Genomic DNA, 14,112 nt, shown 5'->3' with positions numbered 1-14,112 from the left:
ACTTGCGTCATGGCCGGGCTTGTCCCGGCCATCCACGTCCTTCTTCCGGTGCCGCAAGGCGTGGATGCCCGGTCATCTAGCGCGAAGACGCGCTTCGCGCTTCTGCCCGGGCATGACAGAGAGAGAACGTCACAACCCCATCTGCCTCGAGGCGAGATCCTTCATGATCTCCTCGGTGCCGCCGCCGATGGCATTAACCTTCACCTCGCGGTAGATGCGCTCGACCTTGATGCCGCGCATGAAGCCGGCGCCGCCAAAAATCTGTACGGCCTCGGAGGCGCAGAACGCCATGGTCTGGGTCGCCTGGTTCTTCATCATGCAGATTTCAGCAACCGGGCTCTCGCCCTGCCCGAGCCGCCACGCCAGCATTTCCAGCATCGCCTGCGACGACGCGACCTTCTGCGCCATGTCGACCAGCTTGTGGCGGATCACCTGATGCTGCGCGATCGGCTTGCCAAAGGTCTTGCGCTCCTTGGCGTAGGCAATCGCCTCCTCGACGCAGACGCGAGCGTAAGCCGTGCAGCTCGCCGCCATGCCCATGCGCTCGCTGTTGAAATTGTGCATGATGATCTTGAAACCCTGACCCTCCTCGCCGATCAGGTTTGCCACCGGCACGCGGCACTCGTCGAAATGCAGGGTGGCGGTGTCCGACGCCCACCAGCCCATCTTCTTCAGTTTTGTGCGCGACAGGCCCGGCGTGTCGCCCTCGATCAGCAACAAACTGACGCCGCCCGGCCCCTCGCCGCCGGTCCGTACCGCAACCGTAAGATAATCGGCCCGCATGCCCGAGGTGATGAACGTCTTTTCGCCGCTGACGATATAATGGTCGCCGTCACGCCGCGCCTTGGTTCTGAGATTGGCGACGTCGGAGCCGCCGCTGGGCTCGGTGATCGCGAGCGCCGAAATCTTCTCGCCCGACAGCACCTGCGGCAGCACCCGCGCCTTGACTTCCGGCCTCGCGGCGCGCGCGATCGGCGGCGATCCGATGGTGTGGCTCATCAGGCTCGAACTGACGCCGCCCGCACCGGCGCGTGCCAGTTCCTGCGACGCCACGATTTTCATGAACTGGTCGGCAGCCACACCACCATATTCTTCCGGGAAACCGAGCCCGAGCAGCCCGATCTCGGAAGCTTTCCGATAAAGCTCGCGCGGAAACTCGCCGGCCTCGTCCCATTCATGAGCGTAAGGTTCGATCTCGCGCGCCACGAAGCGGCGCATCACATCGCGGAACGCTTCATGTTCCGCCGTATAGAACGGGCTTTGCACCTTTGTGCGCTCCAGCATGCTTTCCTCCCGAGGGATCACGATGCCCCGATTTGCCTCTCGCAAACTTGCGTTGAGCGGCTGGCATCATCTTGCAGGCGCGACATGCCGCGCCGACGAACCGACGCCTGCTGTGTCCAGCAACTGAACGCAAGACCGGTTGCCTGAGCATGCCCTAGCCTTGGTTCAAAACCAATAACAACATTGTCGGCCATTCGCCGGGGAGGATGAAGCATGATCCGATCGAGCAAGTTCGTCCCGGCCTTCTTTTCTGCGCTGCTCGCTCTGGGTGCAGCGACAACAGCCGCGGCCCAGCAACCCGGCATCACCGACACCGAGATCAAGTTCGGCAACATCATGCCGTATAGCGGCCCGGCGTCGGCGCTCAGCGTTACCGGCAAGACTTTCGCGGCCTATTTCGACCTGATCAACGAGAAAGGCGGCGTCAACGGCCGCAAGCTCAACATGATCTCGCTCGACGACGGTTTTTCGCCGCCGAAGACGGTCGAGGCGACGCGCCGATTGGTCGAGAATGACGGCGTCGCCTTCATGTTCGGAACCATGGGCACCGCCCCGAGTTCGGCGACCGCAAAATATCTCAACGGCGCCAAGGTGCCGCATCTGTTTCTGATCAGCTCCGCATCGAAATGGAACGATCCGGTCAACCAGCCCTGGCTGATGGCGCTGCCCTGGGCGCCCAATTATGTCGAGGAAGCCGGCATCGAAGTGCGCTTCGCCCGCGCCAAGAATCCCAATGCGCGCTTTGCGATCCTTTATCAGAACGACGACGCCGGAAAGGACTATCTGCGCGGCGTCAAGGAGGCGCTTGGGGCTGATGCCGACAAGGCGATCGCCATGGCTGCGAGTTTCGAAGTCGCCGATCCCACGGTGGATTCGCAGATCCTCACGCTCGCCAACACCAAGGCCGACGTCTTCCTGATCTACAGCGTAACGCCGCGTGCCTGCGCGCAAGCGATCCGAAAGGCGTACGAAACCGGCTGGCGTCCGATGCGTTTTATCTCGAGCGGCTGCGCCAACAAGGAAACGGTGATGGTGCCGGCAGGGCTCGAAGCCGCGACCGGTATCATGTCCGTCGGGGCGCTAAAGCCCTATTCGGCTGATACCACCGACGCGGACCTGGTCACCTACCGGGACTTCATGAAGGCGCGGCTGCCCAATATCGATCCGGCCAACCTGGCGGCGGGCTATGGCTATATGGTCGCGCAGGCGCTGGTCGTGGTGCTCACCCAGTGCAAGAACGACCTCAGCCGTCAAAACATCATGGCGCAGGCGGCCAACCTCAAGGGCGTAACGCTGCCGATGCTGATGCCCGGCGTGAAGCTCAACACCTCGCCGACGGACTACCGTCCGATCAAGGACGGCTATATGGTCGAGTTTCGCGACAACCAGTTCAACGTGATCAGTGAGCTGCTGCGCGGGTCGTGAGCGTTGACGCGACAAAACCAACAATGAGCCCGACGTAACCGGGATGCCCGGCAGGTGATCGGGCGGTTTTCGGGAGGAAGCATGTCGTCCATTCGCCATTACGACTGGATCGCGCATTTCGGCCGCCGCACGCCGGACAAGATCGCTGCCATCGACCTCGCCAGCGAACGCCGGCTTTCCTACGCACAGTTCGACACACGCATCTCGCGGCTTGCCACGCACCTGCGGGACACGCTCAAGGTCACGCGTGGCGACCGCGTCGCGGTGCTGGCGCTTAACACGACCGATACGCTCGAGGTGCAGTTCGCCTGCGGCCGGATCGGCGCGGTGTTCCTGCCATTGAACACGCGGCTTACCGTTCCCGAATTGCAGTTCATCGTCGGCGATTCCTCGCCGAAGGTGATGATCCACGACACGGATCTCGCCGAAGTCGCGCTGACGGTCGCAAAGCTCTGCAATGTCTCATCCGCGCTGTTGCTCGGCCCAGGCGGTTCTTATGAAGCAGCGATTGCAAGCTCAAAGCCTATCGACCGCTTTGAGAACGTCACGCATGACGACATCTCGACCATCATGTACACCTCGGGCACGACGGGTCAGCCCAAAGGCGCGATCATCACCCATGGCATGACGTTCTGGAATTGCGTCAACCTCGGCGGTCCCGCCTATGTCTCGCCGTCGACGGTGTTGCTCACCGTGCTGCCGCTGTTTCACACCGGCGGGCTCAATTGCTACACCAACCCGGTGCTGCATGCCGGCGGCACTGTTCTGATCATGCGCACGTTCGATCCCGGCCTGGCGCTGCAACTGATCAGCGACCCATCCTACGGCATTACCCAATTCTTCGGCGTGCCCGCGATCTACCAGTTCATGGCGCAGCATCCTTCATTCGCGACGTCCGATTTCAGCCGCCTCGTGATCGGCGGCGTCGGCGGCGCGCCGATGCCGGTACCGCTCCTGAAAGTGTGGGAAGAGTGCGGCGTCGCCCTGCAGCAGGGCTATGGCATGACCGAGACGTCTCCGGCCGTGCTGGCACTCGACCGCGAGGATGCCGCGCGCAAGGCCGGCTCGTCCGGCAAACCGGTGCTGCATACGGAAGTGCGGATCGTCCGTCCTGACGGAACCGATGCCGATGTCGGTGAACTCGGCGAGCTCTGGGTCAAGGGGCCGAACGTCACGCCGGGCTACTGGAACAGGCCGGACGCCAACCAATCGTCATTCACCGACGGCTGGCTGCACACCGGCGATGCCACCCGTGTCGACGAAGAAGGTTTCTACTACATCGTCGACCGCTGGAAGGACATGTACATTTCCGGCGGCGAGAACGTCTATCCGGCCGAGGTCGAGAGCGTGCTGCATCAGCTCACGGCAATCGCCGAAGCTGCCGTGATCGGTATCCCGAACGAGCAATGGGGTGAAGTCGGCATGGCGATCGTGGCGGTCAAGCCCGGCCAGACGTTGACGCCTGCGGAAATTCACGCGCACTGCGCGGCCAACCTGGCGCGGTTCAAATGTCCGCGGCTGATCGAGTTCGTCGACGCCCTGCCGCGCAACGCCACGGGGAAAATCCACAAGCCGACATTGCGAAAGAATTTCAGCGCGCCGAAGCCGACCGACAAAGCGGCCATTGCTTCATGATCCGCGCCGGCATGCGACAAACGAAAAGCCCGCCGGTTCATCGCCGGCGGGCTTTTGTATCAGAAGCCAATCAGAGGATCCCAGTACATCCGTGGTGATCCCGAATCGGCAACCTTTAATCGACGCGAAGGTTCTCGGCGCTGGTCTTGCCGCGCATCGGGTCCTTCTTCGCTTCGAACGAGATCTTCTGACCTTCGTTGAGCGAGCTCAGACCTGCGCGTTCAACGGCGCTGATGTGGACGAAAACGTCGGTGCTGCCATCATCGGGCTGAATGAAGCCAAAACCCTTGGTCGCGTTGAACCACTTAACTGTTCCGGTAGCCATGTAACTATCTCCAAGATGCGCGAAAGCGCTTTTGCCTGCACGACCTCCGTGCAGGCTTGATCCGATTTCAACGATGTCTTGGGGAGTGGGGCCGGTTTCGGCGCGGTCAACAAGGCAGAGCGGTAATTCGAATAAGAGCCATATAGTCTGTTTCGCCGGGAATGCAAGGCTGGAGCCTTTTCCGTTCCGATTGAATCGGAACGGGGCTCCAGATTCTTGATTTGACGCGTTTTCTTGACGCGAACCGGCCCCCACTTCGCTGGAAAACGCTCTGGAGGGCCTTATCGCGGCAGGAACAGCGCAAACGGCTCATCCGTCGTCCGGCGCAAATGCTGGCGATACTGCGCGTAGTTGGGGTCATCGGCCGAGACCCGGCCAAAGGTCGGGTTGGCGACCATCTTGATCGGCAGATAGGCGATTGGCGCCGCGATCGGCGTCAGCAGCGAGCCGCGGCCCGCCAGCAGCGTGGTGATGATGCCGTACATCTCGCCCGAAATCGCCAGCCGCGCCACCGTGATCAGGCGGTGCTGGCCGTGCCGGTTGGTGACGAGATAGATGTGGCCGGATTGATTGGGCACCGCCACTTCGCCGAACTGGGTGAAGGCCGCGTCCTGCCGCTCGCTCTCGTGAAACACCAGCGACGAGGCCATCGCGTCCCAGACGATCTCGGTGCGGTACGCGAAGATCGCGTCCTTGTCGCCGAACGAAGGACGCACCGTGACGTAGGTTCCCTCGATCCACGCTACGGCGCGGCGCGAATAGGCACCGAGACCATCGGGCGCAACATCGCCGTTCCCATTGAAAGCGGCAGGTACCGGCGCCTCCGGCGTCTTGCGCAGGGAAACACCGAGCGCCTGCTCGAGCCGCACCGTAGTGGCGAGCGTAAACGGGCGACGGCCGCCGAGCACCTTCTCCAATGTCGAAAGGCTGAGCTTGGCCTGCTCGGCCAGCGCTTGCCGCGAAATACGGCGGCGCGCTATTTCCTCACGGATCTGATCTGCCACCTGCCGGCTCTGCTCGGCGGAAAGCTGCTTGTCCGGCGCTGGCATCGTTACCCCTGGTTTCGCGGGGCCAGTCTAGCAGACGCACAATCCATCACAAACCTGCACAAAACCGTCCCGGCCGCGGCGGAGCGCGGTGGCGGGCGACCGAACAAGGCCGATCATTCCGCTCGCGCCAAATCGGTGAATTCCGCACCCTCTCACCACGGCGAAATCGCCGTTCGGGAGTGAGCGACATGACGACATGCGACGAAATTGAGGCCGACAAACGCAACGAACAGCCCAGCCTGACAAGGCTGGTGCTGTTCCTTGTGATGCAGGGCGTTGCCGTAATCCTGGTCGGATTTGCGGCATTATTCTTGAGCTTTGAGCCGGTGTGGTCGGCCGAACGTCTGTCGGCCAATTATCTCAAGCCGGGCGACGCGCGCTCAGGTTCGTTGCTCATCAAGAACGAGGAAGGTTACGCCGATGCGACGCGGCTCGGCGTCGATGTCGATCTCACCGTATCGGGGCCGACGGTCCGCGCCCGCGTCACACAGATCTTCCGCAACCCGACGAAAGACTGGGTCGAAGCAGTCTACGTCTATCCGCTGCCATCGGGCGGCGCGGTCGATACGCTGAAGATGGTGATCGGCGATCGCGTCGTGGTCGGCGACATCAAGGAGCGGCAGCAGGCAAAGATCATCTACGAACAGGCCAAGCAGAACGGGCAGAAGGCGGCGCTGACCGAACAGGAGCGGCCGAACATCTTCACCAACTCGGTCGCCAATATCGGTCCCGGCGAAACCGTGCTGGTGCAGATCGAGTATCAGGAGCCCGTCGCACAATCCGGCAACGAGTTCTCGCTGCGGGTGCCGATGGTGGTCGCGCCGCGCTACAATCCCGCACCCGTCGTGCAGAGCGTCGACTTCCGGCCCGACGGCGGCGGCTGGGGTTCGGCCAAATCCGATCCGGTGCCGGATCGCGACCGCATCTCGCCCGAAGTGCTCGACCCCACGACGAACGCGCCGGTCAATCCAACCCGCATCACCGTGCGGCTGCAGGCGGGCTTCCCGCTCGGCGAGGTCAAGAGCCATCATCATGCGATCAAGACCGAAAAGGCCGATGCCAGCACGAGCATCATTCGCCTTGCCGAAGGGCCGGTGCCGGCGGACCGCGATTTCGAGCTGACCTGGAAGCCGGTGGCCGAGAAGGCGCCGTCGGTCGGATTGTTCCGCGAACGCGTCGGCGATTCCGATTATCTGCTGGCCTTCGTGACGCCACCCTCGGTCGAACAGGCCCAGCAAAAGCCATTGCCGCGCGAGGTGATCTTCGTGATCGATAATTCCGGCTCGATGGGCGGCGTCTCGATCATCCAGGCCAAGGCGAGCCTCATCTACGCGCTCGGCCGCCTGCAGCCGAACGACCGTTTCAACGTGATCCGGTTCGATCACACCATGGATGTGCTGTTCCCGGCGGCCGTGCCGGCCGATCGGGAGCATATCGGCCGGGCCACCTCCTTCGTCGACGCACTGCATGCCAATGGCGGCACCGAAATGGTGCCGGCGATGCGCGCGGCGCTGTCCGACAATGCCGGCGATGCGAACTACGTCCGGCAGGTCGTATTCCTGACCGACGGCGCCATCGGCAACGAGCAGCAATTGTTCGAAACCATCAACGCGCTGCGTGGCCGCTCCCGCATCTTCATGGTCGGCATCGGCTCGGCCCCGAATACCCACTTGATGACGCGCGCCGCCGAACTCGGCCGCGGCACCTTCACCCACATCGGATCGGTCGAGCAGGTCGAGGAGCGCATGCGCGGCCTGTTCGCCAAGCTGGAGAATCCTGCGGTGACGAACCTGACGGCCAAATTCTCCGACGTCACCGCCGATATCACGCCCGTCGCGATCCCCGACGTCTATCGCGACGAGCCGCTGGTTCTGGCGGCAAAACTCGACAAGCTCGCGGGCTCGGTCGAGATCAAGGGCCGCATCGGCGACCGTCCCTGGGTCGTCACCCTTCCGCTGGCGGATGCGGCTGAAGGCAAGGGCCTGTCCAAACTATGGGCCCGCCGCAAGATCGCGGATGCGGAAGTCGCGCGCACCACGCGGCAGGCGAGCCCGGAAGATGCCGACAAGACCATTCTGGCGCTGGCGCTCGAGCATCAGCTCGTCACGCGGCTGACCAGCCTGGTCGCGGTCGACAAGACTCCGAGCCGTCCGGAAGGCGAGCCGCTCAAGGTCTCGGAACTGCCGATCAACCTGCCGGCCGGTTGGGACTTTGAAAAAGTGTTCGGCGAGCGCCCACGCGCCCCGGTGATGCCGACGGAACGGCGCGCGGAGACCGACGCGCGGGTTCAGGTCGCCGCGCTGAAGCGGGCACAGCCTGTCGTCACCCAGGCACCCAACACGGTCACGCTGCCGAGGACGGCGACTGACGCCGAACTGAAGATGATTGCTGGTGTGATCCTGCTCACGCTCAGCCTGATCCTGTTGGTGTTCAATCGACGTCAGTTCAATCGACGTCAGATGTCACTGCGTTGACGTCGACTGAAAGGAGGAGGTCTCCCCAACCTCCTCCTTTCCAGAGCGCGCGCGGCTCCGCCCGTCCCCCCAAGGCCGCGCGCGCCGCTTCTTCTCCAAAGCCGTCATTGCGAGCGCAGCGACTTGTCCGCCGTAGCCCGGAGAGCGAAGGCGGAAGCAATGCATCCCACCGCGAAAAGAAAGAATGGATTGCTTCGCTCCGCTCGCAATGACGGGAGAGCCAAAACAATGCCCCGCGTCGTCCTTCCCCTCCTTCTCGCCCTCGCGGGCCTGATCCTGTTCGGCCAGGGCGCCTACATCTATGCCAAGGCGCTGGTTGCACAGGTGCTGCTGGAACGAGCCTTTGAAAAAGCCATCGCCACCGGGCGCGAGACAAAGCCGTGGTCGTGGGCCGACACGTGGCCGGTTGCTCGTATTGAAGTGAAGCGGATCCACGCCCGCGCCATCGTGCTCGCAGGCAGCAGCGGCCAGGCGCTCGCCTTTGGCCCGGGTCATGTCGAACTCACGCCCGACGCCGGCGAACGCGGCGTCGCCGTCTATTCGGCGCATCGCGATACGCACTTCGCCTTCCTGAAGAACGTCGTCGTCGGTGACGAGATCAATGTGATGCGAAGCGACGGCAAACAATTCCATTACCGGGTGGATGCCACCTCGGTCGTGCGCTTCGATGCCTCCGGCATCGATCCGCTCGCCGGCGGGCATGAACTGGTGCTGTCGACCTGCTGGCCGTTCGACGCGCTGACGCAGGGGCCCGAGCGCTATCTTGTGCACGCCACGATGATCAGGGACGCGCCGGGTTCACGCTGAATTCTCCGCGAGCCGGGATATCGTGCGCGACGCGAATGGCGCTGCGCGCGCGGCGCGTGTTGCCACACTCGCCAAGTCCCAATAAAAAGGTCTCAATCATAAGAAGATCATGGCGCGGCGTTCGTGCTCGATCGCCACGGCCAAAGAAGACAACAGAGTCAAGGGATATCCATGGACGCTCAGGCAAGCACCGCATCGCATCAAGCCGAAAAATGGTCGCCTTCGCCTGACGCCAGCGACATCGTCAAAAGCATTCATGCGATGTTGCACCCGCGCAATATCGTACTGGTCGGCGCCACCGACAAGCCCGGCAACTATGCCGAGCGCATCTGGAACAATCTGATCAAGTACAAGTACGAAGGCGGGTTGTTCCCGGTCAACGCCAAGCGCGAAACGATCTGGGGCGTGCCCTGCTACAAGGATTTTGCCAGCCTCCCCGAAAAGCCCGATCACGTGCTGGTGCTGGTGCCGGCGCGTTTCGCGGTGCAGGTGATCCGCGACGCGGCGGCGGCCGGCGCGCGCTCCGCCACCATCGTCACCTCGGGCTTCAGCGAGTTGCAGGACGAGGACAGCCAGCGGCTGGCGCTCGAATTGAAGGAGGCGGTGCGCGAGACCGGCCTCGCCGTCACCGGCCCGAACTGTCTCGGCAATCTGAGCGCCGGCGAAAAGCTGTTCACCAACATCGACGACCGCATCGTCACCATGGAAGCAGGTCCTGTGGCGATCGCCGGCCAATCTGGCGCGATCGTCATGGCGATCCGCCAGACGCTGGAGGATCGCGGCGTCGGTGTCGGCTACATGGTCACGACCGGTAACGAGACCGGCCTCGAGACGCCGGACCTGATGGCCTATTTCGCCGCCGATCCCTCGATCCGCGTCATCGTGGTTTATCTCGAAGGCGTGCGAAATACGAAAGTGTTTCGCGAAGCCTGCAAGGCCGCCCGCGCCGCCGGCAAGCCGGTGATCGCACTCAAGCTCGGCGCCTCCGAGGGAGGCCGCGCCGCCGCGATGGCGCATACCGGCGCGCTTGCCGGCTCGATCGAAACCTTCGATGCGATCTCGACGCGCGAAGGCGTCATCCGCGTCCGCGGGCTCGACGAACTGATCGAGACCACCGAATGTTTCGTGCATGCCGAGCCGCCGAAGAGCAACCGGCTCGCCGCGGTATCGCTATCCGGCGGCAAGCGTGGCCTCCTGATCGACGCGTTCTATTCGGCCGGCCTGAATTTTGCGCCGCTCAGCCCGAATGCGACCGAACAACTGGCAAAGATGCTCGGTCCCGGCAGCATCGTCGGCAATCCCCTCGATGCCGGCTTTGCCGCGGTCGTGGACCCCTCGGTCTACATGAACTCGATCAAGATCATGATCGACGATCCCGACACCGACATCGTCATCATCGACGCCGAACTGCCGAAGGCGCCGCATGAATTGCGCGAACGCAATTTGCGCATCGTCAACGAAATGGCCGGCGCCGCCAGCAAGCCCGTGGTCTACATCAGCGCGATGTCGATCGGGTTTACCGAATTCACCAAGGCCTTGCGCAAATCGCTGCCGAATATCGCGGTCATGCAGGGCCTCGACCGGGCGGTCGGCGCGATCAAATCGCTGATCGAATATTCTTCCCTGCGCAAGGAAGTGCCCGACATCATATCGAGCTCGAAGGCTTCCGCGCGGGCGGTGCTGGAGAAGGCGCTCAAGAACGCCAATGGTGCCGCCGCGCTCGACGAGGTCGCATCGAAGAAGCTGCTCAAGGCCTACGGCATTCCCGTCTCAAAGGAAGAGATTGCACAGACCGCGGCGGAAGCGGTGAAAATCGCCAAGAAGATCGGCTTTCCTGTCGTGGCCAAAGTGGTCAGCGCCGACATCCTGCACAAATCCGACATCGGCGGCGTGGTGTTGAACCTCAACAGCGCCTCCGAAGTGAAAAAGGCGTTCAACGATATCACCACGCGGGTGAAGAAGCTGAAGGGCAAGCCGAAGCTCGAAGGCATTCTGATCGCGCAGCAGGTCAAGGCCGACCTTGAGCTCGTGGTCGGCGCCTCGCTCGACGCCGAGATGGGGCCGGTGGTGCTGTTCGGAACCGGCGGCGTCGATATCGAACTGATGAAGGACGTCGCGCTCGCCGGCGCCCCGCTGGACGAGGCCGAGGCGAAGCAGCTGATCGCCAAGACCAAGGCCGGCGTGAAGATGAAGGGCTATCGCGGCAAGCCGGCGCTGCACGAGCCTTCCGCCGTGAAGGCGCTCGTGGGCCTCTCCAATCTGATGGCGGATGCCGGCAACCGGATTGCGTCGATCGACGTGAATCCGTTTTTGATCAACAGCAAGGTCGGCGTCGCCGTCGACGGCCTGATCGTGCTGAACAACGCCGCTGCGAACAACGCGGCGAAGCATTAAGTGGCTGGCTCAGTGGTCATTGTCGTCCCTGCGAACGCAGGGACCCATAACCACCGTCATTAATTGTTACGAAGACAATTAGCTTCCGTCATCTTGCCGACGGGCCGCGGCGTATGGGTCCCTGCGTTCGCAGGGACGACGTAGTTACAACCCCGCGCCCCACTTCTGCGCCGTCTGCAGTATCCAGTCCCGATACAGCGTCAACGGCGTGACCCCGGTCATGCCGCCACAACCCGCCGAGCCGTTCGGCCCGGTCGACCAGCTCACCACGCCGACAATAACGGGGCCGCCTTGCTTGTCCTCGAAAACAGGCGCGCCGGAATCTCCGGTGCAGGCGCCGAGCCCCTCACGCGTGCCCTGCCCCACGGGATCGACCAGCCTGATCTGCAATGTCCCCGGCTTGCCGGTCGCGACCAGGCCGGCGACGCGGATGGTGCCGCCGCTCTTGCCGTCGCCGCGCACGGTCACGCCGATGCCGGCGATGGTGAAGCGGCCACCGACATTGATCGGGATGTTGGGCAATCCGAGCGTGGCCGGTGTCTTTCCTTTGGGTACCGCGGCCAATTGCAGCAACGCGACATCCGCCGTCGCGCGATGTCCCGACATCGCCTGCATGTTGAAACCGGGATGGATGGCGACCGCCCTGACGTCCTGCAGCGACGCCTGCCGGTCCGCGCCATATTCGACGATCTTGTAGTCCGCGCCTGATGGCACGCAATGCGCCGCGGTCAACACCAGCTTCGGCGCGATCAGCGCGCCGGTGCAAAAATTGCCGCGCGAGCCGACGATGGTAACGACCGAGCGGGCCACGCCTTCCGTCGACGGCGCACCGCCGCCGACGACGGCATGCGCGGGAACGGATAGCAGCAGGGCAAGGCCGGCAATATAGCTGGCGATCAGGCGAGGCAGGATGTTCATCGGCGCAGCAATAACCCGCGCTGCGCATGTCGCCAAGCGCCGGATCGCACTGGTTCCAGCTGATAATTCGTGTTAGCCGCTCGCCACACATCTATTTCAGGCAGGGCAAGATGATCGAGGCAGTGATCTGGGATTTCGGCGGCGTGCTGACCACCTCGCCGTTCGAGGCGTTTACGCGGTATGAGACCGAACGCGGGCTGCCCGCCGACATCATCCGGCGCACCAACGCGGCCAATCATCTGGAGAACGCCTGGGCGAAGTTCGAGCGCGCCGAGGTGGACATCGAAGCCTTCGACGAATTGTTCGCGGCCGAATCTCTGGCATTGGGCGCGGCGGTTCGCGGCAAGGACGTGCTGCCGCTGCTGTCGGGGGACCTGCGGCCCGAGATGGTCGAGGCGCTCAAGCGCGTGAAGGCAAAGTTCAAGACCGGCTGCATCACCAACAACCTTCCCGCCAACGCGATCGGCAGCCACAGCGGCCGCAAGCTCTATGTCGCCGAAGTGATGGCGCTGTTCGACCATGTCATCGAATCCGCGAAGATCGGCCTGCGCAAACCCGATCCACGCATCTACCGGATGATGGTCGAGACGCTGCAGGTCGAGCCCAAAAACTGCGTCTATCTCGACGACCTCGGCGTCAACCTCAAGCCGGCGCGCGAGATGGGCATGACCACGATCAAGGTGGTCAATGCGGCGCAGGCGATCACGGAACTGGAAGCCGCGACCGGACTTGCATTGCGCTAGGCGGAAATAGCGGATTTTACCGCCGCCTTATGACGAAACGGCGCTTGTTCTTTGCCGGGAACGCAGGCAGAACGTTCTGAAATCTATCGAATTCGGAGTTGAAACCCGTGGCTGATATCAGGCCGTCGGCCTCGATCGAGGCAGTGGAAAGCGGCCTTGCGGCGCAAGGCTATATTGCGAGCCGCCAGATCGCGACCGCGGTCTATCTGGCGCAGCAGATCGAAAAACCCATTCTGGTCGAAGGCCCCGCCGGCGTCGGCAAGACCGAGCTTGCGAAAGCGATCGCCGCCTGGCGCGGCATGAAGATGATCCGCCTGCAATGCTATGAAGGCCTCGACGAGGCCAAGGCGCTCTACGAGTGGAAATACGCCAAGCAGCTTCTGTACACGCAGATCCTGAAGGACAAGCTCGGCGAAGTGCTCGGCGGCGCGCCGACGCTGGAAGCGGCGCTCAATCAGCTTCACGATTTCGGCGACGTGTTCTTCTCCAAGGAGTTCGTTGAGCCGCGGCCGTTGCTGCAGGCGCTGGAGCAGCCCGCCGGCTGCGTATTGCTGATCGACGAAATCGACAAATCGGACGCGGAGTTCGAATCGCTGCTGCTCGAAATTCTCAGCGACTTCCAGGTGACCATCCCCGAACTCGGCACCGTTGTCGCCGTCGCAGCGCCGACCGTGATCCTGACTTCGAACAGCGAGCGCGATCTCGGCGACGCGCTGAAGCGGCGTTGCCTGCATCTGCATATCGGCTTCCCCGAACAGAGGCTGGAAGAGCGCATTGTCGAAAGCCGGGTGCCCGGCATTTCGCAGACGCTGCGCAAGCAGATGGTCGGCTTCATCCACGAAGTCCGCACGCTTGATCTCAAGAAGCTGCCGTCGGTCAGCGAAACCATCGACTGGGCGCGCGTGCTGGTGCTGCTGCAGGCGCCGGAGCTTGGCCACGAGGTGGTCAAGGATACGCTGAACGTTCTCCTGAAATATGAGGCGGACATCGAGGCCACCATGCCTCAGGTCTCCACCTTCATCGCCAAGGCCTCGCGTCAAAACGTCTTCGGGTGACGG

The 14,112-nt window shown here is 63.0% G+C and carries 11 protein-coding genes; 7 read left to right on the top strand and 4 right to left on the bottom strand.

From position 1 onward, the window contains the following. Nucleotides 1-129: 129 nt before the first annotated feature. Nucleotides 130-1,284 (bottom strand): acyl-CoA dehydrogenase family protein, encoded by a 1,155-nt coding sequence (locus tag IVB22_RS15580; protein ID WP_247518201.1) that lies wholly within the window; start codon nucleotides 1,282-1,284, stop codon nucleotides 130-132. A gap of 213 nt (nucleotides 1,285-1,497) precedes the next feature. On the opposite strand from IVB22_RS15580, the gene IVB22_RS15575 reads away from it, so the two are divergent. Next, a complete protein-coding gene (locus tag IVB22_RS15575; RefSeq protein WP_247518200.1) occupies nucleotides 1,498-2,709 on the top strand; it encodes an ABC transporter substrate-binding protein in 1,212 nt (403 codons plus the stop codon). 81 nt (nucleotides 2,710-2,790) lie between these two features. Then, nucleotides 2,791-4,344, top strand: a complete 1,554-nt coding sequence (locus IVB22_RS15570) for a long-chain fatty acid--CoA ligase (RefSeq protein WP_247518199.1) — start codon at nucleotides 2,791-2,793, stop codon at nucleotides 4,342-4,344. A gap of 115 nt (nucleotides 4,345-4,459) precedes the next feature. Here the strand turns inward: IVB22_RS15570 and IVB22_RS15565 are convergent, their stop codons facing one another. Beyond that, nucleotides 4,460-4,669: a cold-shock protein gene (locus IVB22_RS15565; protein WP_057841312.1), complete on the bottom strand. Its 210-nt coding sequence runs from the start codon at nucleotides 4,667-4,669 to the stop codon at nucleotides 4,460-4,462. A gap of 281 nt (nucleotides 4,670-4,950) precedes the next feature. Continuing rightward, the gene (locus IVB22_RS15560) at nucleotides 4,951-5,718 is read right to left on the bottom strand and encodes a helix-turn-helix transcriptional regulator (protein WP_247518198.1); all 768 of its coding nucleotides are present in this window, start codon (nucleotides 5,716-5,718) and stop codon (nucleotides 4,951-4,953) included. Nucleotides 5,719-5,906: 188 nt separating this feature from the next. On the opposite strand from IVB22_RS15560, the gene IVB22_RS15555 reads away from it, so the two are divergent. The 3 genes from IVB22_RS15555 to IVB22_RS15545 all read left to right on the top strand — a co-directional run bounded on the left by IVB22_RS15555 (nucleotide 5,907) and on the right by IVB22_RS15545 (nucleotide 11,393). Next, a complete protein-coding gene (locus IVB22_RS15555; RefSeq protein WP_247518197.1) occupies nucleotides 5,907-8,192 on the top strand; it encodes a marine proteobacterial sortase target protein in 2,286 nt (761 codons plus the stop codon). Nucleotides 8,193-8,420: 228 nt separating this feature from the next. Then, nucleotides 8,421-8,999: a class GN sortase gene (locus tag IVB22_RS15550; RefSeq protein ID WP_247518196.1), complete on the top strand. Its 579-nt coding sequence runs from the start codon at nucleotides 8,421-8,423 to the stop codon at nucleotides 8,997-8,999. 171 nt (nucleotides 9,000-9,170) lie between these two features. Continuing rightward, complete coding sequence (locus IVB22_RS15545) at nucleotides 9,171-11,393, top strand: acetate--CoA ligase family protein (RefSeq protein ID WP_247518195.1); 2,223 nt, start codon at nucleotides 9,171-9,173, stop codon at nucleotides 11,391-11,393. A gap of 144 nt (nucleotides 11,394-11,537) precedes the next feature. Here the strand turns inward: IVB22_RS15545 and IVB22_RS15540 are convergent, their stop codons facing one another. Further along, complete coding sequence (locus IVB22_RS15540; protein WP_247518194.1) at nucleotides 11,538-12,311, bottom strand: trypsin-like serine protease; 774 nt, start codon at nucleotides 12,309-12,311, stop codon at nucleotides 11,538-11,540. Nucleotides 12,312-12,421: 110 nt separating this feature from the next. On the opposite strand from IVB22_RS15540, the gene IVB22_RS15535 reads away from it, so the two are divergent. Both IVB22_RS15535 and IVB22_RS15530 read left to right on the top strand, forming a co-directional pair. Continuing rightward, entirely contained in the window at nucleotides 12,422-13,054 is a 633-nt protein-coding gene (locus IVB22_RS15535) for an HAD-IA family hydrolase (protein ID WP_247518193.1), read from the top strand. 107 nt (nucleotides 13,055-13,161) lie between these two features. Continuing rightward, entirely contained in the window at nucleotides 13,162-14,109 is a 948-nt protein-coding gene (locus IVB22_RS15530) for a MoxR family ATPase (RefSeq protein ID WP_247518192.1), read from the top strand. Nucleotides 14,110-14,112: the final 3 nt, after the last annotated feature.

This window comes from Bradyrhizobium sp. 190 (assembly GCF_023073415.1).
Taxonomy (GTDB): Bacteria; Pseudomonadota; Alphaproteobacteria; order Rhizobiales; family Xanthobacteraceae; genus Bradyrhizobium.
The sequence above is the reverse complement of the archived record's forward strand: the minus strand, read 5'-3'. Positions and strand labels throughout refer to the sequence as shown.